The organism is Pedobacter sp. GW460-11-11-14-TSB4 (genome assembly GCF_059423705.1).
In genome coordinates this window covers 138,361-159,799 of record NZ_JBWKYI010000001.1, presented here as the reverse complement: position 1 = coordinate 159,799, position 21,439 = coordinate 138,361, and the positions used below count along the sequence as shown (strand labels likewise).

General features: G+C 37.9%; 26 protein-coding genes. 13 read left to right on the top strand and 13 right to left on the bottom strand.

Annotated features, from left to right (window positions below):
• Positions 1-471: 471 nt before the first annotated feature.
• Both AC07YT_RS00795 and AC07YT_RS00790 read right to left on the bottom strand, forming a co-directional pair.
• Positions 472-723 (bottom strand): hypothetical protein, encoded by a 252-nt coding sequence (locus tag AC07YT_RS00795; RefSeq protein WP_086546380.1) that lies wholly within the window; start codon positions 721-723, stop codon positions 472-474.
• 16 nt (positions 724-739) lie between these two features.
• A complete protein-coding gene (locus tag AC07YT_RS00790) occupies positions 740-1,429 on the bottom strand; it encodes a DUF3291 domain-containing protein (RefSeq protein ID WP_086546382.1) in 690 nt (229 codons plus the stop codon).
• Between the two features lie 131 nt (positions 1,430-1,560).
• Between AC07YT_RS00790 and AC07YT_RS00785 the strand changes: the two genes are divergently transcribed.
• The 8 genes from AC07YT_RS00785 (at position 1,561) to AC07YT_RS00750 (ending at position 7,855) form a co-directional block, all read left to right on the top strand.
• Positions 1,561-2,040: a GAF domain-containing protein gene (locus tag AC07YT_RS00785; RefSeq protein ID WP_086546383.1), complete on the top strand. Its 480-nt coding sequence runs from the start codon at positions 1,561-1,563 to the stop codon at positions 2,038-2,040.
• Positions 2,041-2,053: 13 nt separating this feature from the next.
• The gene (locus AC07YT_RS00780) at positions 2,054-2,659 is read left to right on the top strand and encodes a DNA-3-methyladenine glycosylase (protein WP_086546384.1); all 606 of its coding nucleotides are present in this window, start codon (positions 2,054-2,056) and stop codon (positions 2,657-2,659) included.
• 54 nt (positions 2,660-2,713) lie between these two features.
• Complete coding sequence (locus AC07YT_RS00775; protein WP_086546385.1) at positions 2,714-3,202, top strand: pyridoxamine 5'-phosphate oxidase family protein; 489 nt, start codon at positions 2,714-2,716, stop codon at positions 3,200-3,202.
• Between the two features lie 65 nt (positions 3,203-3,267).
• Positions 3,268-4,557 (top strand): kynureninase, encoded by a 1,290-nt coding sequence (gene kynU, locus AC07YT_RS00770; RefSeq protein ID WP_086546386.1) that lies wholly within the window; start codon positions 3,268-3,270, stop codon positions 4,555-4,557.
• Positions 4,558-4,594: 37 nt separating this feature from the next.
• Complete coding sequence (locus AC07YT_RS00765) at positions 4,595-5,455, top strand: bestrophin family protein (protein ID WP_086546387.1); 861 nt, start codon at positions 4,595-4,597, stop codon at positions 5,453-5,455.
• Entirely contained in the window at positions 5,455-6,357 is a 903-nt protein-coding gene (locus tag AC07YT_RS00760) for a histone deacetylase family protein (RefSeq protein ID WP_086546389.1), read from the top strand. Before AC07YT_RS00765 ends, AC07YT_RS00760 begins: the two co-directional genes overlap by 1 nt.
• Before the next feature lie 41 nt (positions 6,358-6,398).
• A complete protein-coding gene (locus AC07YT_RS00755) occupies positions 6,399-7,082 on the top strand; it encodes a pseudouridine synthase (RefSeq protein ID WP_086546391.1) in 684 nt (227 codons plus the stop codon).
• Positions 7,083-7,120: 38 nt separating this feature from the next.
• A complete protein-coding gene (locus AC07YT_RS00750) occupies positions 7,121-7,855 on the top strand; it encodes a hypothetical protein (protein ID WP_086546393.1) in 735 nt (244 codons plus the stop codon).
• A gap of 232 nt (positions 7,856-8,087) precedes the next feature.
• On the opposite strand, the gene AC07YT_RS00745 is transcribed toward AC07YT_RS00750, so the two are convergent.
• The 3 genes from AC07YT_RS00745 to AC07YT_RS00735 form a co-directional block, all read right to left on the bottom strand.
• Entirely contained in the window at positions 8,088-9,449 is a 1,362-nt protein-coding gene (locus tag AC07YT_RS00745; protein WP_086546397.1) for an MATE family efflux transporter, read from the bottom strand.
• A gap of 168 nt (positions 9,450-9,617) precedes the next feature.
• Complete coding sequence (locus AC07YT_RS00740) at positions 9,618-10,247, bottom strand: AlbA family DNA-binding domain-containing protein (protein WP_086546399.1); 630 nt, start codon at positions 10,245-10,247, stop codon at positions 9,618-9,620.
• Positions 10,248-10,257: 10 nt separating this feature from the next.
• On the bottom strand, positions 10,258-10,743 hold the full coding sequence (locus AC07YT_RS00735; protein ID WP_086546401.1) for a DUF4442 domain-containing protein: 486 nt from the start codon (positions 10,741-10,743) through the stop codon (positions 10,258-10,260).
• Positions 10,744-10,823: 80 nt separating this feature from the next.
• Between AC07YT_RS00735 and AC07YT_RS00730 the strand changes: the two genes are divergently transcribed.
• From AC07YT_RS00730 to hemF, 5 genes are all read left to right on the top strand, one after another.
• Complete coding sequence (locus AC07YT_RS00730; protein WP_494945122.1) at positions 10,824-10,973, top strand: hypothetical protein; 150 nt, start codon at positions 10,824-10,826, stop codon at positions 10,971-10,973.
• Positions 10,974-10,985: 12 nt separating this feature from the next.
• Positions 10,986-11,132: a hypothetical protein gene (locus tag AC07YT_RS00725; RefSeq protein WP_494945121.1), complete on the top strand. Its 147-nt coding sequence runs from the start codon at positions 10,986-10,988 to the stop codon at positions 11,130-11,132.
• 128 nt (positions 11,133-11,260) lie between these two features.
• Positions 11,261-11,482 carry a coproporphyrinogen III oxidase gene (locus AC07YT_RS00720; RefSeq protein ID WP_086546403.1) on the top strand — a complete coding sequence of 74 codons (222 nt, stop codon included), beginning with the start codon at positions 11,261-11,263 and terminating at the stop codon, positions 11,480-11,482.
• Between the two features lie 102 nt (positions 11,483-11,584).
• Positions 11,585-12,817: an MFS transporter gene (locus AC07YT_RS00715; protein WP_086546405.1), complete on the top strand. Its 1,233-nt coding sequence runs from the start codon at positions 11,585-11,587 to the stop codon at positions 12,815-12,817.
• Between the two features lie 98 nt (positions 12,818-12,915).
• Complete coding sequence (gene hemF, locus AC07YT_RS00710; protein WP_494945120.1) at positions 12,916-13,830, top strand: oxygen-dependent coproporphyrinogen oxidase; 915 nt, start codon at positions 12,916-12,918, stop codon at positions 13,828-13,830.
• A gap of 107 nt (positions 13,831-13,937) precedes the next feature.
• Here hemF and AC07YT_RS00705 read toward each other — a convergent pair whose 3' ends face one another.
• The 8 genes from AC07YT_RS00705 to AC07YT_RS00670 form a co-directional block, all read right to left on the bottom strand.
• The gene (locus AC07YT_RS00705) at positions 13,938-14,639 is read right to left on the bottom strand and encodes an endonuclease V (RefSeq protein WP_086546409.1); all 702 of its coding nucleotides are present in this window, start codon (positions 14,637-14,639) and stop codon (positions 13,938-13,940) included.
• 8 nt (positions 14,640-14,647) lie between these two features.
• Positions 14,648-15,748 carry an alpha/beta hydrolase gene (locus tag AC07YT_RS00700; RefSeq protein WP_494945119.1) on the bottom strand — a complete coding sequence of 367 codons (1,101 nt, stop codon included), beginning with the start codon at positions 15,746-15,748 and terminating at the stop codon, positions 14,648-14,650.
• A 390-nt stretch (positions 15,749-16,138) separates the two neighbouring features.
• A complete protein-coding gene (locus AC07YT_RS00695) occupies positions 16,139-16,522 on the bottom strand; it encodes a hypothetical protein (protein WP_086546413.1) in 384 nt (127 codons plus the stop codon).
• A 174-nt stretch (positions 16,523-16,696) separates the two neighbouring features.
• Positions 16,697-18,088: a phage/plasmid replication domain-containing protein gene (locus tag AC07YT_RS00690; protein WP_086546415.1), complete on the bottom strand. Its 1,392-nt coding sequence runs from the start codon at positions 18,086-18,088 to the stop codon at positions 16,697-16,699.
• A 378-nt stretch (positions 18,089-18,466) separates the two neighbouring features.
• Entirely contained in the window at positions 18,467-19,021 is a 555-nt protein-coding gene (locus AC07YT_RS00685) for a transglycosylase SLT domain-containing protein (protein ID WP_086546417.1), read from the bottom strand.
• A gap of 2 nt (positions 19,022-19,023) precedes the next feature.
• A complete protein-coding gene (locus AC07YT_RS00680; RefSeq protein WP_086546419.1) occupies positions 19,024-20,298 on the bottom strand; it encodes a PKD domain-containing protein in 1,275 nt (424 codons plus the stop codon).
• Between the two features lie 144 nt (positions 20,299-20,442).
• Positions 20,443-20,892: a hypothetical protein gene (locus tag AC07YT_RS00675; RefSeq protein ID WP_086546421.1), complete on the bottom strand. Its 450-nt coding sequence runs from the start codon at positions 20,890-20,892 to the stop codon at positions 20,443-20,445.
• Positions 20,892-21,422, bottom strand: coding sequence for a hypothetical protein (locus tag AC07YT_RS00670; RefSeq protein WP_086546423.1), 531 nt, complete (start codon positions 21,420-21,422; stop codon positions 20,892-20,894). Before AC07YT_RS00670 ends, AC07YT_RS00675 begins: the two co-directional genes overlap by 1 nt.
• Positions 21,423-21,439 lie beyond the last annotated feature (17 nt).

Genomic DNA, 21,439 nt, shown 5'->3' with positions numbered 1-21,439 from the left:
ATTTTGCAGCCCAGTCTTGCCAATTCAAGGCAGCAGTAGCAGACAAGCGAAACACTCTTCGATTAGTCATCCTGAACATGTTTCAGGATCTTTCAAGAAAGCTGATAAGCATGCGATAATTTTAAGCCAGACGTCGGAGATTCATATAAACTCAATAGCCTTATATTTTCTTAAATCTCTTATATGGTAAAGACGTTTAACATAAAACCTTGGCTAGATCTCCAAAGTAATTAAGATTAACTTTCCTGATAAAACCACCAAACTTCCCATTTATTTGGCAAAATAAGTACTAAGAATTATATTTTGTAAAGATATTTAAAAATCAATATATCAATTAGTTAAAACCACATACTTAAACAAAAAGTCATATTCAGCATCTCAATTTAATGCCAAAACGCCCTTAAATTCAGAATATAATTTCGAAACACAACAAAAAACACTAATAATCAATCAGTTACACCAACAACATAACTAATATTGATGCCTGTTATATGCAGTAGTAAAATCAGAACGCATGAGCTTAAACCGCGCGACAACGGTTTGAATAAATTCTTCATCGATAATTTCGAACACATCATTAACACCACCTCCACTCAGGTCAAGTTCTGCAAGTTTATAACTTTGCTCAAAGGTACCCTGCTCAAACTTTACGATGTATTTCTGGTTCATCGAAAAAATGGTAATCTTACATTCCGGATGTGGAAGTTCTGCTACTACTCTCATTTATTTATATTTTTATTTACAATTCAACAGCTACACCGTTAAGCGTACCCCAGCTATCTACAATTGAGAAGCGGGCAAACAGTTCTTCTTTATACCATTCGCGCTCCCTGGTGAGCTTAATCACATCAGCATGATCAACAGATTTGTACGCATAGTTTTTCATACTATCCGCATCCGTCCAGATCGAAAAGGTGGCCTGGTCGAAAAATGGATTTTCGCCAATGCCTGCTGACAAGATAAATCCCGGTGCAATACGCATGGCTTCAGCTGCCCTTTTAATATTCTGTCTAAATTCTTTTAACCTGTTTAATTTAATCGCCGCCCGGGTGATCACCGCAATTTTCCCAGCATGACTATTGTTTACTTTTTCAAATTTAAATGGCTGTACTGCTGACCATAAACCATGACTAGATAAAGGGCTTAGTAAGATCGTAAAACTTTCAATACCAAAGAAACTAAACCACCTCACTACAAAAGAATCACGATAAAAATGATCACAATCATTCCGGTTATCCCAAGTAGTCAGTACTGCCCAGTGCCTGTAATCAGGCGCTAAATCTACCTGAGCATTTTTTCCGCTGCCCATTAACTTCCAAAACCTACACCTTTTATTTAACCATAACGGCAACCTTAAAATCGCCATGCCCATAAAGGCAAAAGGTATAGTAAGGCCACGGAATCTGGTAATGGTTAAGGCTACGATCATAAACTCACGATTAATGATGCCAAAACTAAGGATTTTAAGAATAGGTTATCATTCAAATTTTCGTCATTAAAAACCACCTTTAGCCTACATCTCATAAATCATAATTAACTTTGATTATAGAAACACTCAAAATGGCAGAAGATTTAACCATCACCAGAAATACATCAAAAGAAGAACAATATCAATCCATCATCCCACAAATTGATGCGTTACTTCACGGAGAAACAGATTTCATTGCAAACCTTGCAAATGTTGCAGCAGCACTTAAAGAACAATTTAACTGGTTCTGGGTAGGTTTTTACCTGGTGAAAGACAACGAATTGGTGTTAGGTCCATTTCAAGGTCCGGTAGCCTGTACGCGGATAAAAAAAGGAAAAGGGGTGTGTGGCGCATCCTGGCAACAAGCAGAAACCATTATTGTTCCCGACGTGGAAGAATTCCCCGGCCACATTGCTTGTGCATCAGCATCCAGATCAGAAATTGTTTTACCCTTAATTGTTAAAGGTGAAGTGATAGGAGTTTTAGATGTAGACAGCGAGGTTTTAAATAAATTTGATGAAACAGATAAAACTTATTTAGAGCAAGTTATATCAATTTTATTAAACAGATAGTTAAGATAAAATATTGAAGTTAAAAGAAGAATACTACCAGAATGAAGATGTAGTTAGCTTAGCTAAAGACCTGTTAGGCAAGATACTGTACACTAAAATTGATAATGAAATCACTGCAGGCATCATCGTCGAAACCGAAGCTTATTTCGGCATAAAAGATAAAGCTTCGCATGCCTATGGCGGCCGCAGAACCAATCGAACAGAAACCATGTACGGTAGCGGAGGCATTGCTTACGTATACCTCTGTTACGGCATGCATAACCTCTTCAACATTGTCAGTTCGAAAGAAAACGATCCTCATGCGGTTTTAATTAGGGGTATCCAGCCTTTAGTAGGTATCGATATTATTGAACAAAGAAGAAATATGTCCCACTCTAAAGGCGCCATTTCAGCTGGTCCGGGCTCTGCAGCAAAAGCATTGGGGATAGACAAAACTTTTAATGCCAAAAACCTCACCGGAGATGAGATCTGGATTGAAGATCACTCCATTCAATATAAAGATGAAGATATCGCCGCTACACCGCGCGTAGGCATCGCATATGCCAAAGAACATGCGTTGTTACCCTGGCGGTTCTTCGTAAAAGGCAATAAATATGTCAGTAAACCAAATAAGGTTTAATTAACGTAAACCTTTTCGCGTACTTCCTGTTTTTCTTTATAAACAATTGAAAAGATGAAAAACGAGAAAAACATAGCCATCCTTAAAGAAATGGCAGAAAGCGTACGTACCTGTATGTTTACCACATTTTCGTCAGGAGACGAATTCGGAAGCAGACCGATGGGTACCGCAAAAATTGAAGATGACGGGAGTTTATGGTTTTACACCAATGAATATTCACCTAAATCAAAAGAAATTTCTAAAGAGAACAATGTCCTGTTAGCCTATAGTGACCCTTCTAAAAACACCTATCTTACTGTAAAAGGCAAAGCCGAACTGGTAGATGACAAAGTGCGTAAAGAAGCTTATTTTTCTCCATTCATTAAGGCATGGTTTCCGGATGGAATAGAAGACCCAAGATTAATCCTGATTAAAGTTACGCCAGAAGAAGCTGAATACTGGGATGCTTCAGCCTCTAAAATAGTCGTACTATTCAGCATATTAAAAGCAGTGGTAACCGGTGATACACCCGATTTAGGTAAACACGATACCATAAAATTTTAATTTCATTGCACAAATTGAAAAGCAGGTTTGGGAACAATACCTGCTTTTTTTGTAATATTGAGGCAATGAATTTTGAAAACAACTTATTATTCGCACAAACACAAGACGAAACTGATCAGCTTCGTGATTTCAGGTCGCAGTTCTTATTCCCAAACCACAATGGAAAAGATCTTATTTACCTGTGTGGCAATTCATTAGGACTTCAACCTAAAGTAGCTGGTGAAGTTTTAAAAAACCAGCTTAATAACTGGGCCAACTATGCTGTAGAGGGCTGGTTTGATGGAAATGAACCCTGGATATTCTACCATAAAGCACTTAAAAAGTTAATGGCCCCGATTGTAGGCGCACTACCATCAGAGGTGTGCCCAATGAATACCCTAACCGTAAACCTCCATTTGTTAATGGTGAGTTTCTATCAGCCCAAAGGCAAGCGCTTCAAAATCATTATGGAAGGTGGTGCGTTCCCATCTGACCAATACGCAATAGAAAGCCAGGTAAGATTTCATGGATTTGACCCAAAAGAAGCGATTATAGAGGTTTTCCCAAAAGAGGGAGAAGAAATACTACACACAGCAGATATTATAGCTCAGATCAAAGAAAACGCAGATGAAATTGCACTTGTATTATTTGGCGGAATCAATTATTACACCGGCCAATGGTACGATATGGAAACTATTACAAAGGCAGGGCACGAAATTGGGGCAATTGTGGGCTGGGATCTGGCACATGCTGCCGGTAATGTCCCGGTAAAACTTCACGATTGGGATGTAGATTTTGCCTGCTGGTGCTCATACAAATACCAAAACTCAGGTCCGGGAGGAATAAGCGGGATTTTTGTCCATGAAAAACATTTTAACAATACCGGATTAAATCGCTTTGCAGGATGGTGGGGCTACCAGGAGCACAAACGTTTTAAAATGGAAAAGGGCTTTATTCCAGAGACTGGCGCTGACGGCTGGCAGGTAAGTTGTACGCAGGTAATGCCTATGGCTTTATACCATGCATCGCTTCAGATTTTCGAACAGGCAGGCTTTATCGAACCATTAAGAAATAAAAGTATTACTTTAACTGCTTATCTGGAATATATTATAAATGAAATAAATAAAGAATTAGGCGTATTACAATATAAAATCATCACCCCTAAGGTGGCTAAAGATAGAGGGGCACAACTATCCATCATTGCGGAACGTAATGGCAAACAAATTTTCGACGGTTTAATGGCTAACCACGTACTTGGTGATTGGCGCGAACCTGATGTAATCCGCTTAAGCGCCGTCCCGCTTTACAATTCTTTCGAAGATGTTTATTTAGCCGGTCAGGCACTTTTAAAAGTAAGTAAAGAAGTTTTACGATAACAAAGAACAAAGGCTCATCAGATAAAAAATCAAGAAAATGATCAATTACAACCCTAAAGACTGGAGTACCTTCATTTTTCATATCCACAAAAGCGACACTTTCAGAAAGCTTTGGCCTTTAATGCTTGGCGTAGCTGTATTTTCTGGTCTGGTTGCATTTGCAGAGCTCAATTTTTTTCAACTTTCTAAAAGCAGCTACGTCACCAACATCGGCATGATGCATAGTCTGTTGGGCTTTGTATTATCAATGTTATTGGTTTTCAGAACCAACACTGCATACGACAGGTGGTGGGAAGGCAGAAAGTTACTGGGCTCGTTAACCAATGTGAGCCGCAACCTGGCGATGAAGATCAAAGCACTTAAATTGACAGAAGAAGACCTTCGCTTTTTCGAGTATGGCATTCCAAAATATGCTTTTGCCTTAAAAGAACATTTACGCGAAAGAATGTATTTTGGAAAAAACAGTGTTTTGATAGAGGTTGAAGAAGGTAAACACATTCCAAATCAGATCGCAGGAAGCTTAATTAACAGGCTATACGAATTACTCGAAAAGGGCGCGATCTCGCAGGAACAATTCATTGTACTTTCAGGTGATTTTAATCAATTCACCGATATCTGCGGTGCTTGCGAGCGCATCAAAAATACACCGATTCCATATTCGTACAGTGCTTTTATTAAGAAGTTTATCTTCATCTATGTGATTACTTTACCATTCGGATGGGTGTTCAGTCTGGGCTATTTTGTAATTCCGATTGTTCCCTTTATACTCTATGTATTAGCGAGTTTGGAGCTAATAGCTGAAGAAATAGAGAACCCATTTGGGGAAGATGCAAATGACCTTCCGGTAGATCAGATTTGCACAAACATCGAAAAACATGTGGAGGAGATATTAGGCTAATGATTAAAATTGCCTGGCACCCCCTGTACGCACACCCTTTACCTGAGGGGCACCGTTTTCCAATGCTTAAATATGAGTTGATACCTGAACAGCTTCTGCATGAAGGAACGATAGCGCAGCAGAACTTGTTTAGTCCGGGGCCGGTTTCAGAAGATATTATTCTCTTAACGCACGAAAAAACATATTGGGAACAGCTTAGGGATTTGACACTTTCAGCGAAAGACCAAAGACGGATAGGTTTTCCCTTAAACGCGCAACTTTTAGAACGGGAGTTGAGGATTACCCAAGGCACAATTGATGCTGCCCATTTTGCAATAAGTAACGGAATTGCCTTTAATGTTGCGGGAGGCACACACCATGCGGGTAGCAATTGGGGCGAAGGTTTCTGTTTATTAAACGATCAGGCTGTTTCCGCTAATTACCTGTTAAATAAAAACTTAGCTAAACGAATCTTAATTATCGATTTAGATGTACACCAGGGCAACGGAACGGCAGAAATCTTTCAACAGGAGCCCAGGGTGTTTACTTTTTCGATGCATGGTGATAAAAATTTTCCATTCAGAAAAGAAATTTCAAGTCTGGATGTTCCTTTAGATGACGGCGTTCAGGATGAAGAATACCTGTCAGCCCTAAACCTGAATTTAAAAAGGGCATTCGAAAGGGCTAAGCCTGATTTTGTATTTTATCTATCAGGAGTAGATGTGCTTTCTACTGATAAGCTGGGCAAACTGGCGTTAAGCAAGTCAGCGTGTAAAGAACGCGACAGCATAGTACTGCAGGCCTGTAAAGATAAAAACCTACCGGTGCAAGTGAGTATGGGTGGCGGCTATTCCACCGATATCAGAGATATTGTAGAGGCACACTGCAACACCTTCCGCCTCGCTTTTGATTTATTTGAATAAGCCCACGCACAAAAACATAATATCCTTATCTTCGCGGCAATATGTTGGAGATTATTTATCAGGACGAAAACCTAATTGCAATTAACAAACCCCATGGGTTATTGGTTCATCAATCTTCAATTGCAAGAGATGCAACTGAGTTCGCACTTCAATTACTAAGAGACCAGGTTGGCAAGCACGTGAACCCGGTACACAGGCTGGATCGGAAGACAAGCGGAATCTTACTATTCGCTTTTGATAAAACATCAGAAATTGCTATGCATCAGCAATTTATGAATACCGAAACCAACAAAAAATACCTGGCCATTCTTCGTGGTTTCACACCTGACACTATGGATATTGATTATCCCTTAGCTAAAGAAAACGGAACGATGCAGGATGCTTTCACTTCGTTTAGAACCCTTCAAAGGGCAGAAGTAGCCGTAGCTTTTGGTAAACATCCAACCTCACGTTATTCATTGGTAGAGGCTACACCTAAAACCGGGAGGATGCATCAGTTAAGAAGGCACTTTAGCCATATTTTACATCCCATTATTGGCGATAGGACACATGGCTGTAACAAACAGAACAAATTCTTTAAAGAACAATGGAATATGACCACCATGCTGCTTCACGCTTCTGAACTGGAATTTTCCCATCCCATCACAAAAGAAAGAATCCACTTAAAAGCGGACTTACACGATGAGTTTAAAAGAGTGATGGATTTCATGAAAATGGAACGCTAGCACAATTTTTGACCTTAAAATCTGTTTATATAGCATCTATGATTAAATACTTACGTTTTACACTCCCATTTTTAGCGCTTTTCGCAGCCAGTTGTTCTTCTGTTTATATGCCAAACGTTCCAAATACGCCCATGTTAAGTAAGCAGGGTGAATTTAGTGGTGGCGCGCACATTTCTTTAAAAGGCAATGCCAGTGTTAATGGCGCTTATGCCGTTTCTGATCATATTGGTGTACTTTTTAGCGGATCGAGAATGAATAGCGAAAGAAAAAGTAAAGATTTCGGACACAAGCTTATTGAAATTGGCGGAGGGTATTTTGATACCTTTGGTCCGGACAACAACCGGATTATTGAAGTTTATGCAGGCGTAGGAAAAGGCTGGAGTGATATCACTTTCCGCGATTATAAAAACGATATCCTTGTCAGCTCCGAATTGCAGGAGGTGGATTACCGGAAAACATTCTTACAGGTGAATTACAGTTCGAAAAAGAAAAACAACCTGCGTTTATTCGGAACCGATTTCCCAATTAACTATGGTACGGCATTAAGGATTAGCCATATTAAGATGGACAGGTTCTTTTTAAACGGTGTTGTTCAGCCTAAAGAAGACAACATTTTCTTTGAGCCTGTATTCTTTACACGTATGGCACTCAGTAAAACTTTTCAACTCCAATATACCACAAGCAGTAATATCGGCTTAAAGAGCCGCAAATACATGTCTGCAGGCAATTCTATCTTTACCATTGGTGTTGTGGTTAATGTTGGAGGTAAATAAGCAATCTCCGATTGCGAATACAATAGAGAAAAGGTAAGTATTGGTCTTTCAACAGGCCACCTGTTCACAAATTGCAAAGAACGGTCGTCTTTCCCCGCAGGCGGGAATCTTAAAGCTCATGGCATTACGATTATCTTCGATGAGCAATCTAAGATTCCCAATCCAGTTGAGAATGACGATCCCCCGAGGATTATCGTCTCTTAAAAATCCTTTGTCATTAGTATTAATCAACTTAAAGATCAACCTTCAGCGCCCTCGTTTTATTCTGAAACCTTAAAAACAATAGGATAGAGGCTGTTAACAATCCTAAGGTTAATCCATACCAGATTCCGTTAACCCCCAAGCCGAAGTGAAAACCCAACACATAACCAATGGGAATACCCACTACCCAATAGGCCAGAAAGGTAATAAATGTCGGAATATTTACGTCACCAATACCACGCAGCACACCTAAACCCACTACCTGAGTACCATCAAAGAGCTGAAAAAAGCCAGCGATGATCAACAATTGGGCGGCAATGGGAATAACAGCAGCATCTTCCGTATAAATAAAGGGCATCACGTTATTGGCCAACACAAAAATCACTGCGGTAACAGACATAAACAACAAAATTACATGATAGCTGGCTATGGCAGATTTACGTAAATCGTCGAAATTATTCTTGCCAAAGTTATTTCCTGTTTTAATGGTAGCTGCCGAAGCTACACCACTCGCAATCATATAGGTCATGGCGGCCAAACTAATCGCAATTTGATGCGCAGCTTGTTCTACCGCGCCAATGGTACCAATCAGTACGGCTGCACCGCTAAAAGCACTGATTTCGAAAGAATATTGCATCGCTACCGGCATTCCAATTTTAGCAATCTTAATGGCCCTTATTTTATCAAAAAAAGTTGCCTTAAAACTGATCAGGTATTTTTTAAAGTGCTGAGATCGCAATACATAAAAACACATCACTGTTGCCATTAAAATCCTGTCGATTAATGTACTTAAACCCACACCACTAACACCCATCGATTTAATGCCGAACATTCCTTTCACGAAAATGATTCCTAAAATAATATTAATGGCATTACCCCAAATGGAAACAAACATGGCCTGTTTGGTAAATCCTAAACCTTCAGCAAACTGTTTAAACGTCTGGAAAATCAGTAAGGGGATGATCGACACCGATAACAGGTTTAAATAAGGTTTTGCGTAACGTACTACCTCGGGCGTTTGCTCCAGGTGATCGATCACAAAAAATATCCCCAACTGAACCAGTACATATAAAAATATGCCGACACAGATATTAATAATCAAACTGTTTGATAAGAGCTTTCCGCATTCATCATAATGCTGGCGACCGTTTTCTTGTGCAATAAGTGGTGTTAAACCGTAAGAGATACCCAATCCAATAACCAGAATAAGCATAAATATGCTGTTCACTAACGAAACAGCAGCCAATTGAATGGTATCAGTAAAATGGCCCACAATAATACTATCGGCCATGTGTACCAAAGTATGACCAACCTGGGAACCAACAATTGGCAATGCCAAATGAAGATTTTCTTTGTAATAGGGTTTATATTTGGTATAAATTTTAGAAAACATAGGTTTACAAAGGTCGGATTTTTAAACCTCAAAAAATAATGATGTAGAAAAGTTAATGTTCGGTTTTACAAAGGTAACCGTCATGCTGACCTGTAATGAAGTAGAAGCTACATAGGTAAAATAGATCCTGAAACAAGTTCAGGATGACGAATGAGACAGGACAGTGTTTTATTTCACCGCCGTAAAGTACTCTTCTTTTTCAGAAGTGTGCGATTTGATAACATTGGTTAGAATTAAATTCACCAGTACTTTCTGTGCCTTGCGATATGAGCTTCGCAACAGTTTGCTAAACTCTTTCAAGGTAATCTTTTCATGTTGCTCCAGGTATTCGAGCAGTTTTTTCTCGTTCTCAGAGTAAGAAATCAGCACGCCATCATTTTTATATTCCTGTTTAAGTACTTCAAGAATAATCCGGCTCGCTAAAACGCTTTTATCATCAATGCGGATATAAGCCCACCATTTTTTTTGATCATCAAGCGCATAATGCGGCTTAGTATCGCTTTCAGGAATATTAACGACCAAAACCAATTTATCATCTACGTAAATTTCCTCAAAATAAGGTTCAATGGCAGGTTTGCAGCACTGATGGGCCGAAGTTAAAATCATATATTTTTCTTCTTCTTCCGATTTTACGCCTTTGATAGATCCATCATCGGCCACACCAATTAATAGCTTACCGCCTTTGTTATTGGCAAAAGCAACCAGGCTCTTGGCAATTTTCTCGGTACTGGTAATGGTTTTCTTAAAATCGAGCATTACGCCCTCACCCTGCAAAATTAAACTCTTAATACTCGGCATAATCTAAAAATTAATAAGCAACTCTAGGCGTTTCGCCCTGATGCAGGTTTCGGATATATACTTCATTCATTACTGTTGCACACAGTTCGCCATGTTTATTGGTAATTTCCATCGGGTAGGCTTTTACAAACTTGCCAACGGTTTTTAATGCATGTTCTGCTTCGCTCAACATCTCATCAGTAACGGTTATGGTAAAATATAATGTAGAACGACCGGGTTTTAAATATTGTATCGAGGCACTCTTTAACCACACCCTCACTTTAAAGCCGCGGCGCTGCATCAACTGATCAAACAACAAGGCATAAAATGGATCGGTTGCTGCATAAATAGTACCACCAAAAATAGAGCCGTTATAATTTTTATTCAGAAAACTCTTGCTCAGCTTAACCGTACAGCTTTTAAATTCATTTTCAAATCTCTGAACCCAAATGCGTTGAAAAAACAGGGGTGGATAAAAACGCATCACCCATTTAAGGGTATTTTGAGAAATAATCATACTCACTAATATCAGAAAGTTTTATCACCTTTTAAAGTTTTGCAGCGCTTGTTTTAGTAATATTTCCGTAATTTAGAACTATGCATGTTTATGATACCATTACCGCCGCTTTAAGTGATTTAGATAGCCGGGGCTATCATTTAGATTTCAATTTAACTGCCGATGGTTTAGCTAGTAAATCAGCCGATCTGTTTCTAATGCCTGAAGAATTTGAAATTGAAGAAATATAATGTTTTGAAGGCATGACCGATCTGGCCGATAGCTCGGTTGTTTACGCCATTTCATCAAATATTGGAAATTTAAAAGGTGTATTGGTAGATGGTTATGGCGTATATGCCGAAAATGTATCGCCGGATTTACTCAATAAATTAAAAATTCACCACGGATAAGCGTTTTATTTCTCATTTACAACCATTTAATAATCAGCACCATACACACAAAACAACAACTATAATGTAAAAAAAAATAAAACCAAATGATTATTAGGTTGTTAGGTTGATAGATAACAATAATAACTATGAAAAAAATAATCTTAAGTCTTGCTTTTGCGGGTTCTCTTATGATAGCCACTTCAGCATGCAATTCGTCCAAAAATATGGCTGGTTCTTCAGACAGTACTGCGACGGATTCTACAAAAGTACTGGATACGACTAAAACGGCACCAGATACGACATCGAAAAAAGTGCCTGACACTACTAAAATGCCACCTGATACGACGAAAAAAAATCCTCCAATGTAGGAAAGTAAAAGCCACTCTTGTTTTAGAGTGGCTTTTATTTTAAAATCTATTTTAAATATTTTGTGTTATTGCGTACTTTCAGCGTTTAAACCAAATAATTAAATGGATCTTCAAGCAAAAGCACACAACCGTAATGTAATTTTCTTAGTCATTGTAGCTGCCCTGGGCTATTTCGTCGACATTTACGATCTTGTTCTATTCTCTGTTGTTCGTGTTCAAAGTTTAACTGAAATCGGTGTTTCGCAGGCCGACATGCAGTCTGATGGTTTCCTGATCATCAATTCTCAAATGTTCGGTTTACTTTTAGGTGGAATTTTATGGGGCGTACTCGGCGATAAACTTGGAAGGATAAAAGTTCTTTTTGGTTCGATCCTTTTATATTCACTGGCCAATATTGCCAATGGTTTTGTTACCTCGGTTAACAGTTATGCCATCATCAGGTTTATTGCCGGTATAGGTTTAGCGGGAGAGCTTGGTGCAGGGATTACTTTGGTTGCAGAAACCATGGATAAAGAAAAGCGAGGTTATGGAACCATGATTGTTGGTGCTGTAGGCTTATTGGGTGCAGCGGTTGCCGCAACAGTAGCAGCCGAATTTACCTGGCAAACCTCTTACTTTGTTGGTGGTGGTATGGGCTTGGTTCTGCTTTTATTGCGTGTAGGCACATTCGAATCGGGCATGTTTAAACATGCGGCTAACCAAACCGAAGTATCAAAAGGAAATATTTTTATGCTGTTTAACAACTGGAAACGTTTTTCGAAATACCTCTATTGCATTTTAATCGGTATTCCATTATGGTTTGTGGTGGGGATCCTGGTTACCTTAGCACCCGAATTTGGGAAGGCTTTAGGCGCAACCGAACCCCTAAAAGCAGGTACCGGAATTATGTTTACTTATTTTGGAATTGCCATAGGCGATGTAGTTACCGGTTTACTCTCTCAGGTATTAAAATCGAGAAAAAAAACAGTTTTTATTTTTCACTTGCTTTCTGTGGCGAGTGTGGTGGTTTATTTAACCAGTTTCGGTTTAACCAGTAGCAATTTTATTTGGATCTGTTTGTTTATGGGCTTCTCTGTAGGTTACTGGGCTACCTTTGTTACCATAGCCTCAGAACAATTTGGCACCAACATCAGGGCTACCGTAACGACAACCGCACCTAATTTTGTTCGAGGCGCATTAATCCCGATTACATTCTTATTCGAATTTTTAACCCATAAATACGGATTAATTACAGCCGGTTATTTAGTAATGGGAATCTTAACCCTGATTGCCATGTTTGGTTTGAGCCAGTTAAAAGAAAGTTTTAACAAAGATTTGGATTATCTGGAAGATTAACAAACTCTTGACTTCAGACTCAGGACTAAAACCAATGTCAATAAAATGTACTATCTAAACATAAATCAATATAGCTACCTGAATAGCTTTAAATTTGTATGGAAATAGAAAATGTCATCATGTTTAAAGAAGAAGTAGCAGCACGGTATAAGCAAATACAGGATGAAATTTGCAGGGGATTGGAAATTGCCGATGGCAAAGGAAAATTTGAAGAGGAGCTTTGGGAACGAAACGGTGGGGGAGGCGGACGTACCCGGATTATGCAAAATGGTGCAATTATCGAAAAAGGTGGTGTAAATTTCTCTGCGGTGCACGGTAAATTGCCAGAAGCGGTAAAAAAAGCCTTTAATGTAAGTGAAGATGATTTTTTTGCCACCGGCGTTTCAATTGTGATTCACCCAAATCATCCTTTGGTTCCGATTATCCATATGAATATCCGCTACTTTGAACTAAACGAAGAAACACGTTGGTTTGGCGGTGGTATTGATTTAACGCCGCATTATGTATTCGAAAACGATGCCCGTTTTTTTCACCATAAGCTAAAACAGGCTTGTGATGATTTCAGCGCTGAATTTTATCCAAAATTCAAAACACATGCCGATGATTATTTCTTTATTAAACACCGTGAAGAAACCCGTGGTATTGGCGGTATTTTTTACGATCGGTTAAAGCCTGAAAACACCAATTTATCATGGGAACAAATTTTAGATTTCTCCATTAATATTGGCGAAACATTTTTGCCAATTTATACTGAATTGATCGACCGTAACCGCGATAAAGCCTTTACCGAAGCGCACAAACAATGGCAATACCAGCGCCGTAGCCGTTATGTAGAGTTTAATTTAGTTTACGATTCCGGAACAAAATTTGGCCTGGAAACCAATGGCCGTATCGAGTCTATTTTAATGAGTTTACCGCCACAGGCAAACTGGGGTTATAATGTACAGCCAGAAATTGATTCTGACGAGTATAAAACCGTACAGCAGCTTAAAAAAGGAATTAACTGGATTTAGTAATTTTCGTCATCTCGACTGGAACGCAGTGCCATGGAGAGATCTATATTGAGACAGATTTAGTTTCCTTGAGCACTTCGCTCGAAATGACGGTAATTTTTGAGGAGTTAAAACAAAGTTAACGGCGCCGATACTTTGTGAAAGCCGGCTTTTAGTTTACCCGTCCTGAAATCGTTTACAATATTGTGGGCTAGACGTGTAGGCTCAGGAATACGGTAATTTCCAATAGATTTTTTAATTATCTCCAGACTTTGGTCTTGCGTAATTAAATGTCCGGCCGAAACGTAAACAGATTCGCAGTTGATTTTTGTTCTCAGCGCGAAGCCAAGCATTTCACCAGAGTTATTTTTAATTTCTGCGGTGCTGTATCTGGTATTTTCTGGCTGATGATTTTTTCCATGCAAAAGACTTTTAGCACAGCCAATTGTGCTTTGATTGGCTAATATTCCAAAATGCGAAGCCACACCCATGCGGCGTGGATGTAAAATTCCATTACCATCAAGTACCACAACATCGGGTTTGTCGACAATCAATTCCCAAACTTTTAATAATGCCGGAACTTCTTTAAAGCCTAAGAACCCTGCTTTATATGGAAAACTGGTTTCGTAAGTTTCTAATGCGAATGATTTTAAAACCATTTCTGGATAAGTTAAAATTACAATTCCAGCGTACATGGTTGTGCTGTTTTTATTAAAAGAAATATCTGCACCGGCAATGGTTTCAATTTTAGTAAGTGGCTTAAATCTTAGTTGCCTGGCAAGCTCAATTTGATAAGCCGCTGCATCTTCAAAGCTATAATGGTCGTACATGGGATATCTTATTTCTGTAACTCGTTCAAGCGTAATTTAATTTCACTTGAAGTGGGATTCAATTGACTGGCCTTTTTGTACGCAGCAATGGCATTTTGTTTTTCTCCCTTCATCAAATATCCTGCACCTAGTGCCATGAATGCTTTTGAAGAAGATGGATAATTAACTGTATTCATTTCCAGTATCTTAATAGCATTGTTTAAGGTTGCCGGATTCTTGATCAGCCACTGCGCCCATCCGTTGAAAAATGATTCGTCGGGCAAGATCGGATAGCCAAAGCTTTGCGATAATTTTTTATAGTGGTTCATTATAACCTCTGAATTCATCTTTTCGTCGCTTACTGGCGGAAGTACCCATTGGCGATAAATAAACCTAAGTCCATCATAATACGATTTAACGGTAACTGTCATGTGGCTCTCTAGCGGATAGCTTCTGTATTCAAAATCTAAACCTTTCATATTGCGCTTTTTAAGCAGCGAATCAAACTTTAAAACATCGGCATGAAAAGGGGATTTAGGTTGAGGCCCTTCATTTCCATCACTAAAAAAGAATGTTTTCGATAAAGTTGAGCCTGTTTTTAGCTTTTTATCGGCGAGTTTCAATAAAAATTTCTGATCCCACCAAAAAGATGGACTTGCTGCAATATAGGCATTAAACATGTCCGGATGATTAATCAGACAATTAGTGGTTGTAAGCGCTCCAAACGAGTGTCCTGCAAGAATGCGATAAGGTTGGGTTTTATAATTAGAATTAACATAGGGCAGGAGCTCCTGCTGAATGAACTGAAAAAAACGTTCGTTTCCTCCGCTATTTTTGTATGGAGATTTGGCGCTGGTATCTGATTTTCCAAAATAATCCAAAGTGCTGTTAGATGGCGTGAGATCGCGGTTTCGGTCTGTATTTGTGATCCCCACAACAATTAATGGCGGAATAACATTCACATCTTGCCGGCTGAGATATTTTGAATATTCTACCATTTGACTGAAATGATTATCAGCATCCAAAACGTAAATTACAGGATATCTTTTCTCCGGAGATTCAGGATCATTTGGTGTGTATATTAATATCTTTCGGTCTTCATTTAAAACATCAGAATGCATCGTAACCATTTCACCCTGGTAAGATTTAATGGGTTCTGATTTTTGAGCTTTTGTTTCAACGGAAAAAAGTGAAATTATAAAAACACACACGAATTTAAAATAATTCCAATTTCTTAAGGAGTTCTCCTTTAGCATGAAGTTTTTCATAGCAGAAAGCATTATTTTAGAATAAACAACAATTAAATATACAAATAACCCTATAAACAAAGGAAAACGTTAATTATAATATGTCTTATAATTAATAGTAAGATAACTGGCAAATGTCTCTAGGACGAGACGAAGAATGATCAAAAGTACTCAATAATGAGACTTTTCCAAATTGTTTTATTTTTCATGACAAATAAATGACAATTAAATATTTGCCCAAAAAAAAACCTGCTCTGGGGCAGGTTTAAAGAGTCATAATGCTTTTAATATAAGTGGCTTTTGCCGTTCTCCATCAGTTTCAAATATTAGTTGAGGGTCTCCAACCTTATTATTTGTTCCGGTCTCTTGCTCAATGAATATTTTCAAACCCTTTACTTCAACATTAGATGGAAGTATCGCCGTATAAGCCATTGAAGTTATACCCATATTGTGATGAGAACCTAAATAATTCAATTTATAATCAATTTGGCGTTTCCCATCTCTAAAAGTAAGATAAAAAGAATCACCATAATTAACATAGATAACAGCAGGCTTATTATTAACCTGCTGAACGCTAACAAGGACGTGGTTAAAATCCTGTGCTTTTAAAATAAAGACCGCTAATATAAGCGAGAGAGTAAAAAAGATCTTTTTCATAATGTGTATTTTTTCTGTGAAAATAATAAAATTCCTGAAACATAGGGGTAGGGGCTAAAAATTTGAGTGTCAAATATTTGAACCCTCCCCCATCAATGAGCAAAAAAGCCCCCACACAAAAATGGCTTATCGGCTTCGCCCGATTTTAAAAAAAGCATTTAAGGTTTAAATTTCCTAATTAAAAGTTTGATGATACTTACCAAAATAAAAGAAATACATATCAAAATCCAACGGAGGTGGAACTACAGCAATATCAGGGCTGTGTCTAGGTATCCCAAGTTCTTTTAACTTCTTTTCGTAACGGTAATAGGTAGCTTTAGGTATAATGCCCTTTAAATCGCTTATATCTGTGTATTGGCTTAGTGTAGCCAAAAGCAACATTTGACCTATACGACTGTCCTTTTCTTTAACTTCAAAAAACTTCTTTTTAACCTTGTTATCCTCATGCTGTTGCATAATCTTATCGTGTATCTCTTTAATTCCCATTTTAACACCCAACTGATAGCGCTGAACACGTTTCCAAAAGAAAGCATGCAACTCAACAAAAAGTTCTCTGTTAAAACAAAGATTAAAGCACTCCAACAGATCAATAGGCTTAGAATAAAGGTTTTCCCAAGGGCTGTTTAAGTGAAAACTAAAAGACTTATTTTCAATTGTTTTATGAATAAACAATTCCGCTTTTTGTGTCGAATTAACATATACAGGATTCTTGGTTGCACCAACAAAAGTATTAGAACGCTTATTTTTGAGTTTGGAGATCAATCCAAAATGATGGTTAAATACCGTGTTTTCATCATCCTTTACCTTTTGTTTAAAAATATAATTTAACAAGCCTTTACGGCAGGTTATCTCATATCTTAATATTCGATCAGCTTTTTCAGCTAAATCATGAACATCGATATCCTTAGGATTGTTCTTAAGAAGCTTATTCATATCGTTTTTCCTAAACTCAGTTCCCTTGTGATAAATCTTAAACATGTAATTATCCGTAAGATATTGAACAGTAGTTGTTCCATAGGACTGAAAACGATTAGTATCTGTTCTTGCATGTTGAACATTCAAGGTTCGCTGTTCGTCCAGGTAACGCAAAGCATCAGCTTTAGATAAGAAAAATTGATTATAACATAAATCTATACGGTTTACCTCTACATCCAACCAATCAGGAGGATAAGCAAAGTAATAATTAAAAAAACGATCTAAAGTTGCAGTCATCTTATCAAAGCAATGAGATGGTGTCAAATTGTTCTGATCAACAAATTGTAAAACATTTGTGGAATGCTCAAACTTGGGAATACTAAAATTTATCTCGATAAAATCTCTTGACGGATTCGGTGTAATGAGTATAGAATAGTGAGAGGAGGGAACGTTAATATTAGCGCGCAACTGAACATCGAGAACGCGACCAGTATCACCAAACAATACACTAGTCTTACTAGTATTCTCAAGGCCTTCGTGAATAAATTTTTTAACATAATTATCATGATCCATTAAATTATTTTGAACATCTTTTACAATGTGTTTGTATTTTTCGTATCCATGGATACGAAGTATAATCGTATCAATCATACATTAGAGAGTTGGTTAAAAGTATCATAAATGAGACTTTTAAGGTAAATCAAATAGCCCTAGTATCGGACATTATTACTGCAGTAAATTTGTCCGATACTTAACCGAACAGATAACAGTCTTATTTATAGGATATAAATTATAGTGCGCTGATGACTTATTTATACAAGCCCATTGCGATTTCCCTGTATGGCAATGATCTTTTACTATTTCCATGTGCTGTTTATTCCTTTTACGTCCACACACAACACAAGTGTGACGTGATTCTTTTTGTGACATATCGGACATTTTTAATATGATCGTAAAAAAAAGGGGAGAAGATCCCCCCCCTTTAAGAATTGTATTTAAATAAAAAATAACCGGCTAATAGTAATCCTACTATTGGAACGGCGGCTTTTTTATGGTTTCAATTGCACCCCCTGGCAATTGCTTATTAGCCCAAGTGCGAAACTCACCTTTAGTGAGAAACCCATCCTTATTTAAATCGATGTACCTATTACCCTCATAACCTCCACCCTTATAAGCAGTTGAATTACCTTTAAGAGGTGTAGATTCGGCCTTTCCAACCCAAAACGGGTGAAATACAAGTAAGTAAGTCTCAAACCAATCTTTAGGCTTTCCAGCTGAAAGAATTTGATTTCTAAAATACTTCTCAACATAAACCAATTGTTGAATATTGGTCATTGACCTTAAAGCGGTCGTTGTAGTGCCTACACCGATCGCACTAGATGGAACAAATTGGATTAAACCAGTTGCACCATAAGCAGAATTAACAGCCTTATGGTTGAATTGGCACTCTATCCACATAACATTAGCTATCCAAAGAACTGGAATACCCAAACGCTTTGCCATAGCATCTAAAGCGTTAAAAAAAGCAGTAGGATTGCCACCGTGCTTTTGCACGGCAGCAATATATTTAGAATTAATTTCCATAATTATATTAATGTAGTTGTAAGCAAATAACCACGATGCCTATAAGGAAGTGTAAAATCAAAACTCCCATCTCCCAAAGCTGTGGTAAAAACTATATTACCATCAACGTCCGTAAACCTCATAGTTTCAGCAGGAGATAACAAAGCACTACCAATTACATGAAAATCCGATCGAGGAGTAAGGCCTGTCCAATTAGCAAAGGAACCTTCAGCAATATCCGCCTCAAATGGAGGGTTAGTGAAAAGCATATGCCTATCAGGTAAACCGTTAACGGTCAACTCCCACAAAGGAATTTGAGAAAAAGTTATCTGTGCCGAGGCCGGAAAAGTAATAACGCCTTTTTCATTAGGTTCTAACAAATAATCAACTGACCCAGGTTGACCAGTTTCATTAACCAACATAATGATTGGAGTAGAAGATTTATTTTTAATGTATTGCGTCTTAACATCATCAATATTGATAATATTAAGACCATTAGCAATATCTACTTGATCAGCACCATCAACATAAGCGCTGACAGTTTCGCCGTTAGTTACGGATAATTCCCTACGGAAAACCTTTACATCCGTATCAACTGGTAAAGACACATTACCATCACCATCTGTAACAACTAAACGTATAACATAGTTACCATTACCATCAGGAACAAAAACAACATTAGGATTAGTAGGATTCACAAAAGTACCTGAGCCAGTTGTAACACTCCAAACATAAGTATAACCTAAATTTGTAAGGTCAGAAACAGATAAATGTACTTTACCATCATTATCAACGTTCATATTAACGTTAGGAGTTGGAGGTGTAAAATCAGCCTGATTAGTAACTTTATAGCCAATAAAAGACACCTGTACACCATGTTGCGGTTGATCATCTTCCTCCAACTTGTGAACATGTAATGATGTTGCCGATCCAAGGTGTTTACCTATAGCAGTTTTCCAAACTAAAATGTCATCACCATGAATTAAAATCATTGTTCTAACGACAACCTTATCACCAAACTTTAGAAAGGACTGAGAACGCTTACGGCTATTATCAGTATCGCCAACATCCTGAGAATTATGATTGACGACCCACTTTCCAAAATAGAGACCGCCTAAAGCCAGGTCATTTTGTGGATTCTCATTTATACCGATCTCCCAAGATTCCTGAAACGGAATTAACACAGCAGTAGGATAATGCTCTCTAGCAAGTTTATATAAATCGCTTCTTTTCGCCCAATCGAGCGTTTGGCCGTCAACGGTTCCCTCACCTTGACGCCTTTGATGACTAATACTCATGTTTTACCAATTGTTGTTGATGTGAAAAAGGAATCGATCTGTTTTTTTCGAACCAATTATCATCAGTGTGAGAAAATTTTTGCAATCCTAAAAGACCGAACATCATACCGATGCGGTTCTTTGGTTTTTTGGTTTTCGCTGCCATTAGTTAACGTCAATTTTAAAACCTATAAAAGTCAAATAGGTATCGTAAAGGGTAGAGGTAGAAGTAATTTCCAACCTATCGAATAACTCAATCCTTTCAGTCTGTTCATTCAGATAATTCTGAATCTCTATGATTCTGTTTAGATGACGTGTATAAGGAGTAGGGTTTAATAAAGAATTGATAAGCATTGTAATGTTATCAGCAGCGAACGCATTACCGTTGGGATTAACATCCAACTGTAAACGCCCGAAAAAGATAGAATTTTCAATCTCTAAAACTGATTCCAAACCCTCTCCATGATTATTACTACCAATCGTATAACTGGCAGGGGTAACAGCTTTAACCTGATAAACAGGCATATTAACCTGTATATAATTAAGAACCCAATCTAATGATAAAATATCTTTGCTCGCTTGAGCATTGATATCTTTTAATGCGGTTATAGCCATTATTTAATCCAATTAAGAAGTGTACGGATAGAATACTTTACGTCAGGCGTACCAAGATTCTTATTAAACTGGCTATCTGTCAAACGCCAACGAAGCATAGCCGATAGATTACCAGTAAAATTATAAAAAGGAACTATGGTAACAGTACGTTGACCATAAGCCAGGTAAATAGCTTTCATTTGATTTGGGCCGCTAATGTTTTTAAAAGCATTATAGAGCGCTTTATCATCAATACCGAAGCCATTAACGGCATTATAAATGTTATCAGCAATTTGGCGAGTACCCAAGGTCATTTGGGTCTGTACAGCAACATCCTTTTCAAGAACCTTTTTTATTTCATCCTGATTGATCTGTACATCCTCATCACCACCAAGCCCAAGCATTGATTTTATTTTTCTCCAAGCATTGGAAAAAATGTTGCCAACCTTGATTACAAGCAAGACAACTACAGCCAAAACAGCGTAAAGAACAACGTTAGGAACGCTGAAACCGAAAACACTTGTTTTTGCTTTTGGATTTGTGATATTCATAAATTTTTGTTTAAAAA